The organism is Paraburkholderia jirisanensis (genome assembly GCF_054782355.1).
In genome coordinates this window covers 574,739-595,093 of record NZ_BAAGSQ010000027.1, presented here as the reverse complement: position 1 = coordinate 595,093, position 20,355 = coordinate 574,739, and the positions used below count along the sequence as shown (strand labels likewise).

Below are 20,355 nucleotides of genomic sequence, written 5' to 3'. Positions count from 1 at the left end.
TCAGGGTTGTTTAGCGGTGCGCGCGGCTTCCAGCGCGGACCAGATGCGGTGCGGCGTGGCCGGCATCTGCAGATCGGTCACGCCGAGCGGCGCGAGCGCGTCGATCAGCGCATTGATCACCGCCGGCGGCGAGCCGATCGCGCCTGCCTCGCCGCAGCCCTTCACGCCGAGCGGATTGTGCGTACACGGCGTGCCCTTGGCCGTTTCCACCGTGAAGTCCGGCAGATCCGACGCGTGCGGCATCGCGTAGTCCATATACGAACCGGACAGCAGCTGGCCGCTTTCGTTGTCGTACACGCAGCGCTCGAGCATCGCCTGACCGATGCCCTGGCCGAGGCCGCCGTGCACCTGGCCTTCGACGATCATCGGATTGATCACGTTGCCGAAATCGTCGACGGCGGTGAAGCGCTGGATGCGCGCCTCGCCGGTGTCGGTATCGACTTCGATCTCGCAGATATACGCGCCGGCCGGATACGTGAAGTTGGTCGGATCGTAGAACGCGCTTTCGTCGAGACCGGGCTCGAGCTTGTCGAGCGGGTAGTTGTGCGGCACGTAGGCAGCCAGCGATACGTCGGCGAACGCCTTCGTGCGGTCCGTGCCGGCTACGCGGAAGATGCCGTCCTTGAACTCGATATCGTCGGCCGATGCTTCGAGCAGATGCGCGGCGATCTTCTTCGCTTTCGCCTCGATCTTGTCGAGCGCCTTCATGATCGCCGAGCCGCCGACCGCTATCGAACGCGAGCCGTAGGTGCCCATGCCGAACGGAATGCGGCCGGTGTCGCCGTGCACGATGTCGATGTTTTCGAGCGCAACGCCGAGCCGGTCCGCCACCACCTGCGCGAAGGTCGTCTCGTGCCCCTGGCCGTGGCTGTGCGAACCGGTGAACACGGTGACCGAGCCGGTCGGATGCACGCGGATCTCGCCCGCTTCGAACAGGCCCGCGCGCGCGCCGAGTGCGCCCGCGACGTTCGATGGCGCGAGGCCGCACGCTTCGATGTAGCACGAGTAGCCGAGGCCGCGGCGCTTGCCGTTCTGCTCGGACGCTTGCCGGCGGGCGGCGAAGCCGTCGACGTCGGCCAGTACCATCGCGCGATCGAGGATCGTGTCGTAGTCGCCGGTGTCGTAGGTGAGTCCGACCGGCGTCGCGTACGGGAACGAGCGGATGAAGTTGCGGCGCCGCAATTCGGCGGGCGCCAGGTTCAGCTCGCGCGCCGCGGTTTCGACGAGCCGCTCCACTACGTAGGTCGCCTCAGGCCGACCCGCGCCGCGATAGGCATCGACCGGCACGGTGTTGGTGAACACCGCTTTCACTTCGGCATAGATAGCAGGCGTCGCGTACTGGCCGGCCAGCAGCGTCGCATAAAGGATCGTCGGCACGCTCGACGCGAAGGTCGACAGATACGCGCCCATGTTGGCGATCGTGTGCACGCGCATCGCAAGGAACTTGCCGTTGCCGTCGATGGCGAGCTCAGCCTTCGTCACGTGATCGCGGCCGTGCGCATCGGACAGAAATGCTTCGGATCGCTCAGCGGTCCACTTCACCGGGCGGCGCACCTTTTTTGACGCCCATGTCACCGCGACGTCTTCCGCGTACAGAAAGATCTTCGAACCGAAGCCGCCGCCGACGTCAGGCGCGATCACCCGCACCTTCGATTCGGGCAGCGCGAGCACGAAGGCGGCCATCAGCAGCCGTTCGACGTGCGGGTTCTGGTTCGACACATACACCGTGTAGCTGTCGTCGGCGGGCGACCAGGCCGTGTTCACCGCCCGCGGTTCGATCGCGTTCGGCACGAGGCGGTTGTTGACGATGTCGAGCGTCGTGACGTGCGCGGCCTTGGCAAAGGCTGCGTCGGTGGCGGCCTTGTCGCCGTGGCCCCACGTGTAGCAGGTGTTGTCCGGCACGTCGTCGTGCACGGCCGGCTGGCCCGGATCGGCCGCGTGCGCGGTATCGACCGTGGCCGACAGCACGTCGTAATCGACTTCGATCAGCTCCAGCGCGTCTTTGGCAGCGCTGACCGATTCGGCGATCACCAGCGCGACCTGGTCGCCGACATGGCGCACCTTGGTGTGCGCGATCACAGGATGTGCGGGCTCGTGCATCGGCTTGCCGTCGACGCTGTGAATCAGCCAGCCGCACGGCAGCCCGCCGACGTTGTCCGCCGCCATATCCGCGCCGGTGAAGATCGCGATCACGCCCGGCGCCTGTCTGGCCGCGGTCGTATCGATGCTGTTGATGCGCGCGTGCGCATGCGGCGAGCGCAGGAACACCGCATAGCTTTGCTGCGGCAGGACCACGTCGTCGGTGTATTGGCCGGCGCCGGTGAGAAAACGCGCGTCTTCCTTGCGTTTGACGGAGGCGCCAATCATGCGATGGGTTTCGGGTGCGTTCATCGTCGGCTCCTCAAGCGGCTTTGGCAGCGGCGGCGACTTCCGGTTGCATGGCGGCAGCGCCCTGCACGATCGCCTTGACGATGTTGTGATACCCGGTACAGCGGCACAGGTTGCCGTCGAGCTGGGCGCGCACGTCGGCCTCGCTCAAATCAGGCTGCGTCGCGACCAGTGCGGTTGCACTCATCACCATGCCCGGTGTGCAGAACCCGCACTGCAGCCCATGGCACTCGCGAAAGGCGGCCTGCATCGGATGCAGCTGGCCGTTCTGCGACAAGCCTTCAATTGTCGTGAGCGTTGCGCCTTCCGCCTGCACGGCGAGGATGTTGCACGACTTGATCGCGCGCCCGTTCAGATGAATCGTGCAGGCGCCGCATTGAGCTGTATCGCAGCCGATATGCGTGCCGGTCAGCCGCAGCTGATCGCGCAAAAACTGAACAAGTAGCGTGTTGGACTCGACGTTCGCGGTAACGGGCGCGCCGTTCACCGTCAGACTGATGCTGATCGCCATGAACTGTCTCCTGGGTGGGGATCGAGACCGGTGCGGGCCCACATTCACTACCTTCCGCCTGCCTGCTGAGGGTCCGGTTCGGTTGGTGCTGTTTGTATTTGGTGAGCGAAAAGTAAAGCACAAATCGGCGGGGGCGGCTATCGGGGGAAATCGTCGCGGGGCGCGGCGTTCGATGCGTGGCGTATCGCTGGGCATATCCGCAGGCCGCATTTGCCGACGGCGAGCACGACAAAAGACGGCGCGCTCGCGTGTGGCGGCCGTGCTGTTTGAACTGCCTGGAGTGGGTTAGTAAGGAAGCCGCGCTGGGCCGCGAGAGGTGCGGCGCGGCGGCGCGCTCTGCAGATGGGTATATCGCCACAAGCGGCTGCGGCGCGCTTGTGGCTTCAGGCTTTGCGCTTCCGGCAAACAGACTGTCGCCTGCATCCGCGGACTGCCGCTGGCCGGGTTCAGTGAGGCGTTGCGCCGTGCGCGAGCTTCGAATGGCGGCGCGCGTAGCCGAAGTAGATCAGCATGCCGATCGCGAGCCACACGATAAACGCGATCCACGTGATCGCGGCGAGGTTCACCATCAGGAACACGCACGACGCGACCGCGAGCACCGGCACGACCGGCACGCCGGGGCAACGGAAGGCGCGCGGCAGTTCGGGATGCGTACGGCGCAGGATCAGTACGGCAATCGACACCATCGAAAAGGCCGCAAGCGTGCCGATGTTGATCAGTTCGGCAAGCACATTGAGCGGCACCAGCGCGCCGATCAGACCGAAGAACAGCCCGCACAGCCAGGTGGTCAGAAACGGCGTGGCAAAGCGTGGGTGCACGCGCGACAGCGCGGCAGGCAGCAGGCCGTCGCGTGACATCGCGAAGATCACGCGGGTCTGGCCGTAGGCCATCACGAGAATCACGGTCAGCATGCCGAGCACGGCGCCCAGGTCGATGAAGCCGGCCACCCACGTCTGGCCCGCGACCTGCAACGCATACGACACCGGGTGCGAAATGTTCGCGAACTGCGCGGACGGCACGATGCCGGTCACGACGGCGGCCACCACCACGTACAGCACCGCGCACACCGCGAGCGACGCAATGATGCCGATCGGCAGGTCGCGCTTCGGATTCTTCACCTCTTCCGCCGCCGACGATACCGAATCGAAACCGATGAACGCAAAGAACATCACGGCTGCCGCGCCGAATACGCCGGACCAGCCGTTCGGCATGAACGGATGCCAGTTGGCCGGCTTCACGTGAAATACGCCGACGGCGATCACCAGCAGCACGACGATCACCTTGATCGCAACCATCACATTATTGATGCGGGTCGACTCGCGCACGCCGACCGACAGCAGCGTGGTGATCGCCATCATCACGAGGAACGCCGGCAGGTTGAACAGCGTGGTGTGGCCGGGCAATGCGCCGGGCGCCGCGCTGAGGATGACCGGCAGCGAGATGCCGAAACCCGACAGCAGCGACTGCAGATAGCCGGACCAGCCGACCGAGACCGCCGACGTGGCGAGCCCGTATTCGAGCATCAGGTCCCAGCCGATGATCCACGCGGCGAGTTCGCCTAACGTTGCGTACGAGTAGGTGTAGATCGAGCCTGCGACCGGGATGGTCGATGCGAACTCGGCGTAGGCGAGCGCGGCGAAGCCGCAGGCGATCGCCGCGAACACGAAGGCAATCATCAGCGCCGGGCCGGCTTGCACGGCGCCGGTGCCGGTCAACACGAAAATGCCGGTGCCGATGATGGCGCCGACGCCGAGGAAGGTCAGGTCGAGTGCGCCGAGCGCTTTCTTCAGGCCGGCGTTGCGCGCGCCGGCCAGCATGTGTTCGACGTTCTTCTTGCGGAAAACGGACATTGGCGGTGGGTCTCGTAAAGGCGCGTGGGGCGCGCCGGATGCCGTGAAACCCTCAATTTTAGCGGATCGGCGCCGGGATCTTTTGGGTTGCTGAAGGATCGGCCGTCGCCAAATTTGAGATGGCGCGAGCGGGCGTCATGTCTGGCCTGCCGCGCACGGTTCCGGCAGTGCGGACGGCGCCGGTGGCAGGCGCGTCGGCAGGGGGCAAACCGCTTGAACAGGTTGAGCGGAGCCGATCAGCGCGGCCAGCCTGGACAGCCAGGGCCGATCAGGCGGTCATCGCCGGATTCAGATCGACGAGCCGGTTCGACATCACGTAGAAGGTGAGCTCCGCGTTGTTGCGCAGCTTCATTTTCTCGAGCAGCCGTGTGCGGTACACGCTGACCGTCTTTACCGACAGCGATAGCGCATTCGCGATATCGGTCAGCCGCTTGCCGGATGCGAGCATGCACAGCGTCTGGTATTCGCGGTCGGACAGCTTCTCGTGCGGCATCTGCTCGCCGTCGAACGACACGTAGTCGGCCAGCGCCTCGGCCATCGCCGGGCTCACGTATTTGCGGCCAGCCGCGACCTGCTGGATCGCGGCGATCATCTGCGCGGCATCGACCGTCTTCGACAGGTAGCCCGCTGCGCCGGCTTTCAGCGCGCGCACTGCGTACTGGTCTTCGCGGTACATCGAAAACATCAGCACCGGCACGCGCGGCACTTTGCGCTTCAGACGCTTCAGCACTTCGACGCCGTTCAGGTCGGGCAGCGAGATGTCGAGCAGAACCACGTCGTACGCGTGCTTGACCGCTTCGGTCAGCGCCTCGGCGCCGGTCTGTGCCTCGGCGACGTCGCTTGCGACGCCGCGGTCGAGCAGCAACTGGCGAACGCCCTGGCGTACCACGGCGTGATCTTCGGCAAGGAGGATGCGCAGGTTCATCGCAATGGGCTCACGAACGAAGGGCGGTGCGTCGGCGGCTGGGGCGCGCGGCGGCGGGAACCAGCGCATGCCACGCGAACTGTGCGTGCACTGTGGTGCCGCGCGTGACGCGTGTACCGTCGTGCCGCGGCGCCGCGGTCAGGCTCAGCGTGCCGTCGTAGGCTTCGCAGCGGGCGCACATGCCGGACACGCCGAAGCGGTGCGTCGTCTGCTTGCCGGTGCGGCGCCGCAGGCCGATGCCGTCGTCAGTGACGCTCAGCACGAGGTGCGCGGGCGTCGCTTCGATGCGCACGTCGGCGGCGCGTGCGCGCGCGTGCTTGGCAACGTTGTTCAGGGCTTCCTGCGCGACGCGAAACACCGCCAGTGCCGCATCGGCAGGCAACTGGGGCAGGCGCGCGTCGGCGCTGCAGACGAAACTGGTGCGCAACCCGGTGCGCGCAGCGAAACTGTCGATCCATCGCGTCAGTGCATGGACGATGCCGTGCTCGAGCGGCGGCGCGTGCAGATCGTCGATGGCGCTGCGGGTCGCCTCGCTGGCGGCGTCAAACGACCGCTGCGCAAGGGCCAGCGCGCTCGCGCACTGCGGCGCGGCGTCGGCCGGCAGCCAGGTGGCAACGTTTGCGAGCGCGAAGCGAGAAGCGGTCAGTTCGGCGCCGGCGCTGTCATGCAGCTCTTGAGCGAGCTGGCGGCGCACGGCTTCATGCGCATCGACCACTTGTGCGGCGAGTTCGCGCACGCGTGCATGCAGGCGCGCGATCTCGGCTTCGTGCTCAGTCGGGGTGTTGGGGCTTGTGTTGTTGCAGACGGGCGCACTTGCCGCCACCGGCAGGCGCGGCGCGGCATGATTCGGCACGGAAGCGGCGGCGACGCCGCGCGAGGCAGGCGTACTGACGTCCTCGCCGGCGACGTAGAGCGGCGCATGTGCGCCGATCGGGACGACCATCGACGTATCCATGCAGGCTGTCAAATCGCAGATGAAACGGTGAACCGGCTGTGCCGAAGCGGCACGTAGTCGGAAAAACGCATGCGAACTCCGCTTCCAGACGTGTCCGCCGCGGACGGTGCCGTGACGGACATTCGCTATATCGTGGCGTAACGAAATTTACATTCGGTAACAAGTCGGCGCCGCGTATGGCAGCCGGCGCGCACTAGGTGTAGCGCCGCGATGATATCTCAAAAACAGAAAAAAATGCTGATAGACATAGACCTGGCATGCGATTCTCATGCATTGGGTAATCTTTGCTGGTCGGTTCTATGTAGGAAAAATGCCTACAGGCGCCGTACGGTTCGCTGTGTCAATTTGTAACTGTAAGCGCGAAGTGTTACTGGATAAGGCCGTCCGAGAATTTTTCCCGCGCCAGCCAGACTTCGCGCCGATCCGCACCTGCTTTGCGACACGCGAAAAAAAAGACCGGAACAAAAGTTCCGGCCCTTGTTGTTTTTTTGCAGCTAAGCGACGCGCTCAGTGCGCGCTGCCGTCAACGAGGCTCAGCCGACGAAGGCCTTTTCGATCACATAGTGGCCCGGCTGGTTGTTGCTGCCTTCCTTGAAGCCCAGCCCGTCGAGCAGTTCGCGCGTGTCGCGCAGCATGTGCGGGCTGCCGCACAGCATCACACGGTCGTTTTCCAGCGAGAAGCCCGGCAGGTCGAGATCGGCGAACAGCTTTTCGGTTTCGATCAGCTCGGTGATGCGGCCGCGGTTCTGGAAGGCTTCGCGCGTGACCGTCGGGTAGTACACCAGCTTGTCGCGGATCAGCTCGCCGATGTGCTCGTGCGCCGGCAGGTGATCGGTGATGTATTCCTTGTACGCGAGTTCGTCGACGAAGCGGCAGGTGTGCGTCAGCACGACCTTGTCGTAGCGGTCGTACACGTCCGGATCCTTGATGATCGACATGAACGGCGCGAGGCCCGTGCCGGTGGACAGCAGCCACAGCGTCTTGCCGGGCAGCAGGTTGTCGGCCATCAGCGTGCCGGTGGGCTTCTTGCCGATGAGTACCTGATCGCCGACCTTCAGATGCTGCAGCCGCGACGTCAGCGGGCCGTCCTGCACCTTGATGCTGAGAAATTCGAGGTTCTCTTCGTAGTTCGCACTCGCCATGCTGTAGGCGCGGATCAGCGGTTTGCCGTCGACTTCGAGGCCGACCATCGTGAACTGGCCGTTTTCGAAGCGGAACGACGCATCGCGCGTGCAGGTGAAACTGAAAAGCGTATCGGTCCAGTGGTGGACGCTCAGAACGGTTTGTGGATTCAGGTTGCTCATGGCTTCTTGGATGGTGCGAATACAAAGATGGCCGGGTAAAAATGACCGACCGGCACGGCAAGTCGATGCGCCGGCCTGAGTAGGCCAAGACGCGGGCAAATGCTGCGTAGTCCGCTATTTTACCGCGTTACGGCTTTGCGGGCCGCCTGGCGGTAACGGCGGCCATCGTCGCCGATCTTGGCGGATCATCGCGTGAGCGCTTCTGGCGAGGTGACGGCCGCTTGATAGCCGGCCGATGGCTGGCTTGACTGCGCTGATAAAGATGCTCAAAGCAACGCTCGAAGCACGTACAAAGCCGCCGCGCGGTGCAATAACGGCACTGCGCCGCACCGCGACACGCAGGTGCGGCGAGTGCCGCGACCTGGGCCACGGCGGTGAATGCGAAGCAGCCGGATCGTGCAGCGGCTGGCGGCGCGTGGCGGCTCTCGCTGACGCTTCGGGCTTCGTGTGCTCTCGGCGCCCGGCAACCCGGCGCCAGCAAGGACGACAGGTGGGGCGATCATACCGGAAAGGCGCCGCGCGGCGCGCCATTGACCCTGCTTGCGAAGCTGGAACCTGGCGTGCGGTGCGCCGGCCCGCTTCAGCGCTCCGCGATAAGCTTCGCACCCAGCCCGACGAAGACCGCGCCACATGCCGCATCGATCGGACGGCGCAGCTTGCGGTAACTGCGCTGCGTGCGCTCATTGGCGAACATCAACGCGACGCTGCTGTACCAGCCGACCGACAGCATCGCGATCATCGCGAGCACCGCGCCGCAGAACCATAGCGGCGCGTGCGCCGGCATCATCGTCGCGAACACGCTGGTCCAGTACGCACACGATTTGGGATTGGTCAGACACGTGACGAGCCCGGAGCGCCACGCGCGCAAGTGCGAGCCGGCCTGATCGGCGCTAGTGTCGACGCCGTCCGCCGGAGGCGGCGCGCTCACGGCCGGCACTGCGCCGTCGCGCTGCGCACTTGAGCGCAGCAGCTTGATGCCGAACCACAACAGATACAACGCGCCGGCAATCCGGATGCCGCTGTACAGCCAATCGATCTTCTGCAGCACGGTGGCGAAGCCGAGCATCGCCAGCGCGGCCCAGATCGTCGATGCAGTGCCGACGCCGAGCGCGGACGCTGCGCCGAGCTTGCGGCGGCCGGCCAGCGACAACTGCGTGATCATGAAGAAGTTCGGACCGGGAATCATCGCCGCGAGCAGATAGACGAAGGCGATCTGCAGCAGGGTCGGCAGGTAGTGGTATGCGTGCATGCGATTAGGGGTGTTTCGCGTGGGCAGAGGAAAGAACCGCGATCTTACCGCGCGGCGCGCGTGTTCATGACTGGCATCCGCGCAGCCCGCGCCGGCGCGCTTGCGACGGGCATCCGCGTATCGCGGACGGCGCACTCGCAATGAGTCACCGTGCAGCGCAGCGACTTACTCGCGAGACCACGTGCCGGCACGCGGGCGAGCCTGAGCGCCGCCACTTACGCCGCGCGTCACTCGATACGCAAGCGCGCGATATACGGCAAGTGATCCGACAGCCACGCCGTTTCTTGCGCCGGCGTGATCCACTCGATCGGCTTCATGCCGCGCACGAACATCTTGTCGAGCGCAAGCGCCGGCGAAAAAGCCGGAAACGTGCGCCCCGGTTCGCCCAGCAGCGTCGCGACTTCGAACAGCCCATGTTCGCCGAACAGCGGCACCGAGTCGTTGCGCCAATCGTTGAAGTCGCCCGCCAGCACCAACGGGCCATCCGGTGCCTCCTTCGCGATCCAGTGCGCAATCCAGTGCATCTGCCGCAAACGCGCAGAGCGCGTCAACGCAAGATGCGCGCACAGCAGCGTGACCGCCTCGCCGCCGAAGGTCGCTCGCGCGACCAGCAGCCCGCGCCGCTCGAAGCGGTGCGCGGAAATATCCCAACGCCCACCGAGATCGAGCGGATGCGGCGACAAAATCGCATTGCCATGCCGCCACGACGGCTTGAATACATTCGGCCCGAGCGCGATCTGCAACTCGAGCGCTTGCGCAATTTCAGTCGCCTGGCAATGCCAGATGTCGTCGGCGGGCTCGGTGAGCGGCGCGCCGAACGTGCGCGACAGCACCGGCGCCGGCATCCGGCGCGCCATCGCTTCCTGCAGGAAATAGGCGTCGGCGTGAGTCGACTCGACCCAGCGCTGCATCGCCTGCCAGGCCTGAAAGCCGAGCGGCGAGCGCCCCTTGTGCAGATTCCAGCTCACTGCGATGAAGTCGTTGTGCTGCGCGGTTTCGCGTATCAGTTCTTCGGGGTTTCGCATGCCGCGTTATCCACGTTGTTCGATGAAGTCACGGAGTCACGGTTGTCACGGGTTCGCGGCGACGCTTGCGCGTACGCGATAGACGAGGTTCGGATCCTTGTCGACGATTTGCCAGCTGGTCCACTGATTGGGCGGCACCGCAAGGCCCGGATGGTTGGCCGCGATCTGACGCGGCTGCGGCGGCAGCTTGCAGCCTTGCCCCGTTTTCTGTGGGCCTGGCTCTTCGAGCGTTTCCTGCGCGTCGATGGCGAGCGTCACGCCGTTCGCGTCCGCCTGGGTCGGCGACACCGTCAAGGTGCGCTGCAGGTCGATGCTGCCGGCTGGCTGGTCTTTGCAGCCGACGTTGTTCTGTACGACATGATGATGCGTGTCGGTGCGTGCCTGGCCGACCGTGGTCGTGCCTTCGAACGTGTCGATCTGCTGGCCGTCGCGCATCACCTGCAACTGCCATTGCACGACGGGTTGCGCCGTGCGCTGCTGCGCCGGCGCGACAAGGGGCATGCACGCGACCAGAGCGACAAAGCTGGTCTTCCACATGAACAGGGTCTCCGTTAAGTCATTGCGGCAGGCCGGTCTGCGATAGCCGACCATCTTACGCCTGAAGCGAAAACCTTTTTCTGACCCTCGTCGGCAGGCCGGGTTCAGTCACCCGGTCTTGCAGATTGTGGCGCAAACCCCGCAACACAAGCACTTATTAGCAGCAGACCCGCGCCGCTGCTGGCTTGCATGGCGGTTGCACATGGTTACACTGAATCAGCGGCGCGACCTGTGCGCCTGCGCCGCACCGACAACGAGCAGGACGTCAACAACGGGGTGAGCGATGACAACAGCGATGATCAAACAACAGATCGCGGTAGCGTCTTTCAGCAAGGTGTACGAGCTCGAACAGGTGGAGACTGCGCTGAACGATCTCGGCGACGGCGCCAACGAAGCGCTGCGCGCAACCTACGAAAAGATGCTGAAGACCGGCAATCTGCGCTTTTGCGTGAAGCCGAACCGGATGCCGTCGATCGACGATCTGATCGGCACACTGCCGAATTTCGCCGAGCCGCTCGACGATGTGCGCAAACAGGTCGCGCTGTGCCTCGAAACCGAAGACCGCCTCGAACTGATGCCGATCCTGCTGCTCGGCGACCCGGGCATCGGCAAGACGCACTTTGCGAAGCAGCTGGCGCGCCTGCTCGGCACGTCGTATCACTACGTCGCGATGGGTGCGCTGACCGCGGGGTGGATCCTGTCGGGCGCGTCTTCGCAATGGAAGAACGCGAAGCCCGGCAAGGTGTTCGATGCGCTGGTGCACGGCAGCTACGCGAACCCGGTGATTGCCGTCGACGAAATCGACAAGGCAAGCGGCGATTCGCAATACGATCCGCTCGGCGCGCTGTACGCGCTGCTCGAGCACGATACCGCGCAGACCTTCATCGACGAATTCGCCGAGATACCGATCAACGCGGGCCACGTGATCTGGATCGCGACGGCCAACGATGCGCACGCGATTCCCGAGCCGATCCTGAACCGGATGAACGTGTACGAGATTCCCGCGCCCGATCGCGACGGCGCGCGGCGCATCGCGCAGGCGATCTACGATGAGATCCGCTCGGCGCACGGCTGGGGTTTGCGTTTTCCGGCGCACCTGGGCGACGCGGCACTCGAGACGCTGCAGCGTGCGTCGCCGCGCGAGATGCGGCGCGTGATCCTGAACGGCTTCGGTGCGGCGCGGATCGGCGGCCGCGACGAGATCACCGCGTCCGACCTCAAGCTCGACCAGAACGCGCGGCGCAAGCCGATCGGCTTTTAGCGGATGGCCGCGAAGCGACCGACAGCAAACCGAACTTGAGTGTCCGGTCGCTAACATTAAACTTTTCTTATTAACGGGAATTGACGATAGGTGCTAACTAAACTGCGTCGACGCAACGCACGGGTTGCCGCAACGCATCCGTGCGACCCGCACGCGACACGCTTACGGAGGCGCCATGAAGCTTTTCCCGTTCGCCGCATGGCTGATTCTCGCCACAGCCCCCGCATCCGCTTTCGCTGCCACCGACAGCGTCACACCTGCGCAAACGATTGCCGCAAACGACTCCTTCCCGAAAACACGCGCGCAGGTAAAAGCTGAACTTGCTGCCGCGCGTGAACCCGGCGGCGAACTCAGTACGAATCCGAACCAGCCGCCGTATCCCGAGCAATTTTCGACCGGCGGCTATACCGTGCCGATCGAGCGCTTCAACGCAGCTCGCGACGCACCCGCGCGCGCTTCATCACCCATCGATTGAGTGCCGCACGCGCCATTCCTGTCGCATTCGTGCCGCGCAAAGCGCGCGAATCGTCTGCCGCGTCACACAGTTTGTCCGTCGACGGCGTACACTCCTTCGTCGCGATCATGCGATGCACATTGCGATGCCCGCCGCCGCATCCGGCTGCGGGCATTTGCGTCTCTTATTTGCGTCTCTTAGGCGTCGTACAATTTTGCGGTGCGCATGTGATTGCGTGCGGCGGCGAACCGTCGATGGTTTGAGTTCGGCCGGGCGCGCGTTATCTTCATCTTCACTGTATGGACGAGGCAGAGCGCGGCGTTTGAAGCCGCGCCAACGGACATGGATCAAATCGAATGTGTAGTGGTGGGCGCGGGCGTCGTGGGGCTGGCCGTGGCGCGCGCACTGGCGGCACGCGGGCGCGAGGTGATCGTGCTCGAAGCCGCCGAAGCAATCGGCGTGGGCACCAGCTCACGCAATAGCGAAGTGATTCACGCGGGGATCTACTATCCGCGCGGCTCGCAAAAAGCCGCGCTCTGCGTGCGCGGCCGCGAACTGTTGTACGAATACTGCGCGGCGCGCGGCGTGCCGCATCAGCGTTGCGGCAAGCTGCTGGTCGCAACGGCGCGCAATCAGACTCCGCAACTCGAAAGCATCCTCGCGCGCGGCAAGGAAAACGGCGTGCTCGATCTGATCCGGATCAGCGGCGCGGAAGCGCAGGCGCTCGAGCCCGCGCTCGAATGCGTCGACGCGGTGTTCTCGCCGCAAACCGGCATCGTCGACAGTCATCAGCTGATGCTCGCGCTGCAAGGCGATGCACAACGCGATGGCGCGATGTTCGCGTTTCATTCGCCGGTCGAATCGATCGAAGCATCGAATGGGCGCTTCGTCGTCAAGGTCGGCGGCGCCGCGCCGACCACCATCGGCGCGGCGTGCGTGATCAACAGCGCGGGCCTCTACGCCAACGCGCTGGCGCGCAAGATTCGCGGGCTCGATCCGCGTTATGTGCCGCCGCTTTATCTCGCGCGTGGCAATTACTTCAGCATGTCGGGGCGCGCGCCGTTTAGCCGGCTGATCTATCCGATGCCGAACGAGGCCGGCCTCGGTGTGCATCTGACCATCGATCTCGGTGGCCAGGCGCGTTTCGGTCCCGACGTCGAATGGGTCGACGCGATCGGCTACGACGTCGATCCGCGCCGCGCTGACTCGTTCTATGCAGCGATTCGTGCGTACTGGCCGGCGTTACCGGATCGGGCGCTGCAGCCCGCCTACGCCGGTATCCGGCCGAAGCTGTCGGGCCCCGGCGAAGCGGCCGCCGACTTTCTGATTCAGGGCGCAGCAGCGCATGGCGTGCGTGGGCTCGTCAATCTGTTCGGGATCGAGTCGCCGGGACTGACCGCATCGCTGGCGATCGCGGTGCGCGTATGTGAACTGGCGGGGCGCGCGTAGCCGCACTCAGCCGCTGATAGCCGCGCCCGCCCTGTCAAGCGGCGGGCGGGACCCCAAGCCCGCGCGCTCTGCGCAGGCTGCATGTCGGCAACGCGAGATCCGGCGCTGCGACGCTGTGTCGCAGCGCCGATTCCATGCGCCCGCTGCGCCGTGCCTTGCAAATCCCTTATGGTTGCGATCCGGCACGCCAGTGCGCCGGCTTCATTGCTATCCTTGGGGGCCGCTGTCGACAGAACAGCGCGTCACCACAATACAAATGGAGATTCGCCCCCATGAGTACTTCCCGTCGTACGTTTTTGATCACGAGTCTTGGCGCTGCGTCGGCGCTTGCGCTGACGCGCGAAGCATTCGCCGATGCACCCAAGGTGTCCGAGTCCGATCCCACGGCGCAGGCGCTCGGCTACAAGGAAGATGCAACCAAGGTCGACAAGGCCAAGTTCGCCAAATATGTAGCCGGTGAACAGTGCAGCAACTGCAGCTTCTACCAGGGCAAGCCGACCGATGCGTATGCCGTATGTCCGATGTTTGCCGGCAAGCAGGTCAACGGCAAAGGCTGGTGCAGCGCGTACAACAAGAAGGCCTGACACCGGCCGGTTTATCCCGTCGCCCGGCGCTCTCTATGCCATCTGAATAGCAGCATGAATGCATGGCGCTACAGCGCTCGTGCAACGCGGCGCACACGATGTATCCGCAAATCGAAAAGCGTCTGCCGCTCACCACGCGGCAGGCGCTTTTTGCTTGATAACGCATGAAGCGCTCTTTACACTTCGCAAAACCCGCTGGCTTGCCGCAATCAAACTGCACAACAACACGCTTGCAACGCACTGCACGCGGAGCTGCACTCCGCCGTGCCGGAGAAAACAATGGCACCCGCATTCAGAACGCTCAACGCCCGGGCGGTGACGGCGGCCGTCATCGGCAATGCGCTCGAGTGGTACGACTTCACCGTGTTCGGCTTTATGACGGTGGTGATCGCGGAGCTGTTCTTTCCCACCAGCAGCGACTATTCATCGGTTCTTCTCGCTACCGCGAGTTTCGGCGTCGCCTTTGTGATGCGGCCAGTCGGCGGCATCGTGCTTGGCCTGTATGCGGATCGCGCCGGACGCAAGGCCGCGCTTTCGCTGGTGATCGGCCTGATGACGCTCGGCATCGCGGTGCTCGCGTTCGCGCCGCCTTATTCGGCGATCGGTATTGGCGCGCCGTTGCTGATCGTGGTCGGGCGTCTGGTGCAGGGCTTTTCCGCCGGCGGTGAGTTCGGCAGTTCGACCGCGCTGCTGATCGAAGCCGCGCCTTTTTCGAAGCGCGGTTTCTACGGCAGCTGGCAGATGTCGAGCCAGGCGGCCGCGCTGCTGCTTGGCGCGATCGTCGGGGCGCTCGTGACGCGCGGCTTGTCGCCTGACGCGCTGAAGTCGTGGGGCTGGCGTGTGCCGTTTTTGCTCGGCTTGCTGATCGGCCCGATCGGCTTCTATATCCGCCGCAATCTGGCCGATTCAGAAGCGTTTCTGCACGCGAAGCACCATGCGCGCCGTGCGACGCTCGGCGAAGTGTTCAGGCATCACTCGCGCGATATCGTCTGCGGGCTGGGCGCCGTCATCGCGTTGACGGTGACGATCTATGTGTTGATCAGCTATCTGCCGACCTTCGCGGTCAAGCAGCTGAAGCTGCCCTATGGCGAATCGTTCTATGCGGTGATCGTCGGCAATCTGCTTCTGACGGTGCTGTCGCCGATCGCCGGCGCATGGTCGGACCGGATCGGGCGCAAGGGCTTGTCGCTGTGGTCGCTGGTGTGCACGCTGGCGCTGATCTATCCGCTGTTCGTCTGGCTTGAAAGCGCGCCGAGCGTGTCGAGGCTGATCGTTGTGCAGGCAACCTTGTCGGTCACGCTGTCCGGCTACTACGGTCCGTTCGGCGCGTTGATGGCCGAGCTGTTTCCCGCCAACGTACGCTCGATTGGCCTCTCGCTTGCGTACAACATCGCGGTGATGCTGTTCGGTGGCTTTGGCCAGTTCGTCGTGACGTGGCTGATCAAGACGACCGGCTCGCCGCTCGCGCCGACTTACTACGTGATGGCCGGGCTCGCGCTGTCGATCGTCGCGATCGCGTGCGTGCCGGGGCAGCGTCACGCGGATCTCGACGCGCGGCGCAAGGCGGCGTGAAAAGGGGCAATGCTGGGCTGTAGGGCTGTAGGGCGTTGTGCAACGCGCGCTGCCTGCATGCGCGCCGCAAACCGGATAGGTCCTATCCGATACACCTACACCGGTGGCATTTTTTCGCGCTCAGTTGCTGACCCAGTTGTCTAGCTCTAGCGACGCGCCGGAATCAACGGTGGCCGGCGGTCGAACCACGGCCGCGCCGCCTCGAGCTGAGCAGCAAGCCGCAGCAAGGTCGCTTCGCCGCCATGACGGGTTGCGAACTGCACGCCGATCGGCAAGCCGCGTGCGTTCCAGTAAAGCGGCACCGACATCGCCGGCTGTCCGCTCAGATTGAACAGCTCGGTGCAGCCGGCCCACGCGAAGGCCTTGTCGGCCACTTCCGAAAGCAGTTTCTTCATCAGCACTTCGACGCGCAACATCGTCACCGCGCGCATTTGCAGGCGCTCGGACGCGGTGGGCTGCATCTCGCCAATCTTGATCGGCGCCGACGCGAGCGTCGCGCACAAGATCACGTCGAAGCGGTTCAGCAGATCGGTCAGTTTCGCGGTAACCCGGCGTTGTTCCTCCAGCGCGTCGGGCAGTAGCCGGTCGCCGAACTTGCGGCCGATGTGCGCCATGGTCCAGCTCGCCACTTCGAAGTCGCGGCGCTCGGGTTTGCGGCCGCTGACGCGTTGCGCGTTGAACACGATTTCTTCCGCGCCGACCGACCAGATCGTCAGAAACGCGTGGCGCACCACGTCGAAATCGATGCCGAGTGTCACCGGTTCGACATGATGTCCGAGCGACTGTGCGAGCTGCGCGGCGTCGTCGAGTGCGGCGCGCGCGTCGGCGGACAGCAGCGGCGCGAGCATCGGCTCGGTCACGTACGCGATATGCAGCGGTTTGCCGTGCGGTTCGGCTAGCGCGCCGAGAAAAGTACCGGGTGCACCGGGCGCCAGGCCGGCGTTGCCGGAAGTCAGATCGAGCAGCAACGCGCTGTCACGCACGCTGCGCGAGATCGCGTGGTCGACGCCGAAGTCGCCCGGCAACGGTTCGCCGTTTGGCGGCTGCCGGCCGCGCGACGGCTTGAGCCCGAACAGTCCGCAACACGAGGCCGGAATGCGGATCGAGCCGCCGCCGTCCGACGCGTGTGCAAGCGGCACGATGCCGGCCGCCACCGCGGCCGCCGCGCCGCCGCTCGAACCGCCGGGCGTATGGTCGAGGCTCCACGGGTTGCGGCACGGGCCAAACAGTTCGGGCTCCGTATAAGGCATCTGGCCGATTTCCGGCGTGCTCGTCTTGCCGAATATATTGAGGCCCGCCGCGCGCGTGAGCGTGACCAGCGGTGCGTCGACGGTGGGCACGTAGTGGCGGAAATGGCGGCTGCCCATCGACATCCGCAAGCCGGCCACCGACACGCCAAGGTCTTTGATCAGATACGGCACGCCAGCGAGTGGGCCGTCGCCGAGCTGTTCGGCGCTGCCGTCGCCGTTGCGCTCGCGCGCGGCGCGGCGCCGGGCGGCGTCATAGTCTTTCAGTACGATCGCGTTGATCGCGGGATTGGTGGCTTCGGCGCGCGCAATCGCCACTTCGAGCAGTTCGCGCGCGCTGACTTCGCGCTTCTTCACCAGTTCGGCGAGGCCGATGGCGTCGTGGGCAAGATAATCCGGTAGCACGGCTAGGGCGCCTCCCGAGCAGGCAAACGACGACAGCGGTTTGATGGAACCTGAGTGGAACCTCAGCGGAACCTGATGCCCGGCACCGTTACCGGCGCCGGGCTCATCCGCGCAATTTACAGGCGTTCGCCGAGGAACGTCAGTGTGCGGCCGTGCGCAAGTGCGGAGGAATGCTGGTTATAGCTCGCGCGGTCGCTGCAGTTGAAGCCGTGATCGGCATTCGGATACAGGAACAGTTCGGCATTGTCGCGGCCGGCAAAGCGCGCCTTGACTTCGCCGACATCGGCTACCGTGATGTGCGCATCGAGTTCGCCATAGTGGAACTGCATCGGCACCTTGATCTTGTCGGCGAGTTCGAGCTGGTTCTGGATGCCGCCGCCGTAGTAAGCGACTGCCGCATCGAGCGAACCTTGCGCGGCTGCCAGATAAGCCAAACGGCCGCCGAAGCAGTAGCCGATCGCCGCAACCTTGCCGGTCACTTCGGGCATTGCGCGCAGCGCGGCAGCGGTCGCGCCGATGTCCGCAACGGCGAGGTCGACGTTGGTTTTCTGCAGGATTTCGATCGCCTTGTCGCGATCGGCGCCCGCATAGCCCAGTTCGACGCGCGGCTGCGTGCGCCAGAACACATCCGGCGCGATCGCGACATAACCATCTTGCGCATATTGATCGGCCACTGAGCGGATATGGCCGTTCACGCCGAAAATTTCCTGAATGATGATGACGGCCGGACCTTTGCCGGCTTTCGGCAGCGCCAGATAGGCGCCGAAACTGTCGGCGCCGCCGGCGGGGATGTCGATCCAACGGGAAGTCACGCTCACGTTCATTCTCCTTTGCAACGGGGTGGGGCTGAAGGGGGCGCCAGTTTGCCATCAAACCAGAGGCAATGCAGCGCAAGCCGGCCGGGCGCCCGACATGGTTTCGTCACACGCGGCGGCCGCCGAAAGCGGGCTGAAACGATCAAGCTTGCGCGATGTCGATGGATATCGATCGCCGCTGGACTTTGTCGCCGGCGACACTGACCTTGGGGGGTAATATTAACGGCGACTTGAAGTGCCGGCTTTAGAAAAGTCTCATATATGAACTGTGCGACTAAGCAGAAACCCCCGCTCTCAATCGCATTTTCCGACCACTACGCAAGGGTCTCGATGGGAGTGTGGGATAAACGCTATTGGTAGTGATCCCACTTACTCAAAAAAACCCCACAAATTAATTTGATGGCCTACACTTGCGCGCTGGTACGAAGGGGCCGCCCGCCACAAACGGACTGGTTCCGGTACTTGCCAAGTGCATAACGATGCATCCGGCGCAGTCGTCCACGGGATTTGAGCGACACGTGAAGGACGCGGGGCACAAGGGCGATTACGTTGTTTTTGGGACCGAAACTGGAGACTTACATGAACATCAAGATTCAAAAGCTGTTGCCGATTAGCGCTGCGGCCATGCTGTTTGCGACGTTGGCAACGGGTGCGGTGGCTGACGAGGTCGTCAAGATCGGCCACGTTGCTCCGCTGACGGGCGGCATTGCTCACCTGGGTAAAGACAACGAAAATGGCGCGCGCCTCGCAGTTGAGGAAATCAACGCGAAGGGCCTGACGATCAACGGTCAGAAGGTTACGCTGCAACTCGACGCGCAAGACGACGCAGCCGACCCGCGTACCGCTACGCAGGTTGCGCAGAAACTGGTCGACGACAAGGTCGTTGCAGTGGTTGGCCACTTGAACTCCGGTACTTCGATCCCGGCTTCGAAGATCTACAGCGATGCAGGCATCGTGCAGATCTCGCCGTCGTCCACCAACCCGGCCTACACGCAGCAAGGCTTCAAGACGACCTTCCGCGTCGTCGCGACCGATGCGCAGCAAGGCCCGGCACTGGCGAACTACGCAGCCAAGGGCATGAAGGTGAAGAGCGTCGCGATCGTCGACGACTCGACCGCCTACGGCCAGGGTCTCGCCAACGAATTCGAGAAGACCGCCAAGACGCTCGGCCTGAAGGTGCTGTCGCATGATGCGACCAACGACAAGGCCGTCGACTTCCGCGCGATTCTGACCAAGATCAAGGGTGAAAACCCGGACGCGATCATGTACGGCGGCATGGACGCCACCGGCGGCCCGTTCGCCAAGCAGGCCAAGCAGCTCGGCCTGCGCGCGAAGGTGCTGGCAGGCGACGGCGTGTGTACCGACAAGCTGGCCGATCTGGCAGGCGACGCGACCGACAATATCGTCTGCTCGGAAGCCGGTATGGCGCTCGAAAAGATGGAAGGCGGCAAGGCGTTCGAAGCGAAGTACGAAAAGCGCTTCGGCCAGCCGATCCAGATCTACGCACCGTTCACGTATGACGCGGTGTACATCATTGCCGACGCAATGAAGCGTGCTAACTCGACGGATCCGGCAAAGATCCTCGCAGCGATGCCGAACACCGACTACAAGGGCGTGATCGGTCAAACCACGTTTGACTCGAAGGGCGACCTGAAGCACGGCGTGATCTCGCTGTACAACTACAAGGCCGGTAAGAAGACGCTGCTCGACGTCGTCAAGATGTAAGAGCAGAACAACGGCGGATGGCGGGTTCGTCCCGCCGTCGGCTAGCGCGAATAGCGCATCTGAAGCACGCGGGTTTTCGACTCGCGTGCTTTTTTATTG

The 20,355-nt window shown here is 64.3% G+C and carries 17 protein-coding genes; 6 read left to right on the top strand and 11 right to left on the bottom strand.

The features are described 5' to 3' along the window. From ACYVNQ_RS25435 to ACYVNQ_RS25395, 9 genes are all read right to left on the bottom strand, one after another. Nucleotides 1-2,391 carry a xanthine dehydrogenase family protein molybdopterin-binding subunit gene (locus ACYVNQ_RS25435; RefSeq protein ID WP_460905945.1) on the bottom strand — a complete coding sequence of 797 codons (2,391 nt, stop codon included), beginning with the start codon at nt 2,389-2,391 and terminating at the stop codon, nt 1-3. A gap of 10 nt (nt 2,392-2,401) precedes the next feature. Next, entirely contained in the window at nt 2,402-2,899 is a 498-nt protein-coding gene (locus ACYVNQ_RS25430) for a (2Fe-2S)-binding protein (protein ID WP_460905943.1), read from the bottom strand. Between the two features lie 446 nt (nt 2,900-3,345). After that, nucleotides 3,346-4,749 carry an amino acid permease gene (locus tag ACYVNQ_RS25425; protein WP_460905941.1) on the bottom strand — a complete coding sequence of 468 codons (1,404 nt, stop codon included), beginning with the start codon at nt 4,747-4,749 and terminating at the stop codon, nt 3,346-3,348. 268 nt (nt 4,750-5,017) lie between these two features. Then, entirely contained in the window at nt 5,018-5,674 is a 657-nt protein-coding gene (gene rqpR / locus ACYVNQ_RS25420; protein ID WP_460905939.1) for a response regulator transcription factor RqpR, read from the bottom strand. A 10-nt stretch (nt 5,675-5,684) separates the two neighbouring features. Beyond that, nucleotides 5,685-6,629, bottom strand: coding sequence for a sensor histidine kinase (locus ACYVNQ_RS25415; protein ID WP_460905937.1), 945 nt, complete (start codon nt 6,627-6,629; stop codon nt 5,685-5,687). A gap of 533 nt (nt 6,630-7,162) precedes the next feature. Then, on the bottom strand, nt 7,163-7,933 hold the full coding sequence (locus ACYVNQ_RS25410) for a ferredoxin--NADP reductase (RefSeq protein ID WP_460905935.1): 771 nt from the start codon (nt 7,931-7,933) through the stop codon (nt 7,163-7,165). A gap of 580 nt (nt 7,934-8,513) precedes the next feature. Next, complete coding sequence (locus tag ACYVNQ_RS25405; protein ID WP_460905933.1) at nt 8,514-9,182, bottom strand: LysE family translocator; 669 nt, start codon at nt 9,180-9,182, stop codon at nt 8,514-8,516. A gap of 227 nt (nt 9,183-9,409) precedes the next feature. Beyond that, nucleotides 9,410-10,207 carry an endonuclease/exonuclease/phosphatase family protein gene (locus ACYVNQ_RS25400; RefSeq protein WP_460905931.1) on the bottom strand — a complete coding sequence of 266 codons (798 nt, stop codon included), beginning with the start codon at nt 10,205-10,207 and terminating at the stop codon, nt 9,410-9,412. A 45-nt stretch (nt 10,208-10,252) separates the two neighbouring features. Next, nucleotides 10,253-10,744 carry a hypothetical protein gene (locus ACYVNQ_RS25395; RefSeq protein ID WP_460905929.1) on the bottom strand — a complete coding sequence of 164 codons (492 nt, stop codon included), beginning with the start codon at nt 10,742-10,744 and terminating at the stop codon, nt 10,253-10,255. Nucleotides 10,745-11,027: 283 nt separating this feature from the next. On the opposite strand from ACYVNQ_RS25395, the gene ACYVNQ_RS25390 reads away from it, so the two are divergent. The 5 genes from ACYVNQ_RS25390 (at nt 11,028) to ACYVNQ_RS25370 (ending at nt 16,064) form a co-directional block, all read left to right on the top strand. Beyond that, complete coding sequence (locus tag ACYVNQ_RS25390) at nt 11,028-12,005, top strand: AAA family ATPase (RefSeq protein WP_460905927.1); 978 nt, start codon at nt 11,028-11,030, stop codon at nt 12,003-12,005. Between the two features lie 175 nt (nt 12,006-12,180). Further along, the gene (locus ACYVNQ_RS25385; RefSeq protein WP_460905925.1) at nt 12,181-12,480 is read left to right on the top strand and encodes a DUF4148 domain-containing protein; all 300 of its coding nucleotides are present in this window, start codon (nt 12,181-12,183) and stop codon (nt 12,478-12,480) included. Between the two features lie 321 nt (nt 12,481-12,801). After that, complete coding sequence (locus ACYVNQ_RS25380; RefSeq protein ID WP_460905923.1) at nt 12,802-13,908, top strand: NAD(P)/FAD-dependent oxidoreductase; 1,107 nt, start codon at nt 12,802-12,804, stop codon at nt 13,906-13,908. Between the two features lie 272 nt (nt 13,909-14,180). After that, nucleotides 14,181-14,492, top strand: coding sequence for a high-potential iron-sulfur protein (locus ACYVNQ_RS25375; protein WP_460905921.1), 312 nt, complete (start codon nt 14,181-14,183; stop codon nt 14,490-14,492). A 279-nt stretch (nt 14,493-14,771) separates the two neighbouring features. After that, on the top strand, nt 14,772-16,064 hold the full coding sequence (locus ACYVNQ_RS25370; RefSeq protein WP_460905919.1) for an MFS transporter: 1,293 nt from the start codon (nt 14,772-14,774) through the stop codon (nt 16,062-16,064). Nucleotides 16,065-16,210: 146 nt separating this feature from the next. On the opposite strand, the gene ACYVNQ_RS25365 is transcribed toward ACYVNQ_RS25370, so the two are convergent. Further along, nucleotides 16,211-17,716 carry an amidase gene (locus tag ACYVNQ_RS25365; protein ID WP_460905917.1) on the bottom strand — a complete coding sequence of 502 codons (1,506 nt, stop codon included), beginning with the start codon at nt 17,714-17,716 and terminating at the stop codon, nt 16,211-16,213. Between the two features lie 116 nt (nt 17,717-17,832). Then, nucleotides 17,833-18,534, bottom strand: coding sequence for a dienelactone hydrolase family protein (locus ACYVNQ_RS25360; protein WP_460905915.1), 702 nt, complete (start codon nt 18,532-18,534; stop codon nt 17,833-17,835). Nucleotides 18,535-19,110: 576 nt separating this feature from the next. Between ACYVNQ_RS25360 and ACYVNQ_RS25355 the strand changes: the two genes are divergently transcribed. Continuing rightward, nucleotides 19,111-20,256 carry a branched-chain amino acid ABC transporter substrate-binding protein gene (locus tag ACYVNQ_RS25355; protein WP_460905913.1) on the top strand — a complete coding sequence of 382 codons (1,146 nt, stop codon included), beginning with the start codon at nt 19,111-19,113 and terminating at the stop codon, nt 20,254-20,256. Nucleotides 20,257-20,355: the final 99 nt, after the last annotated feature.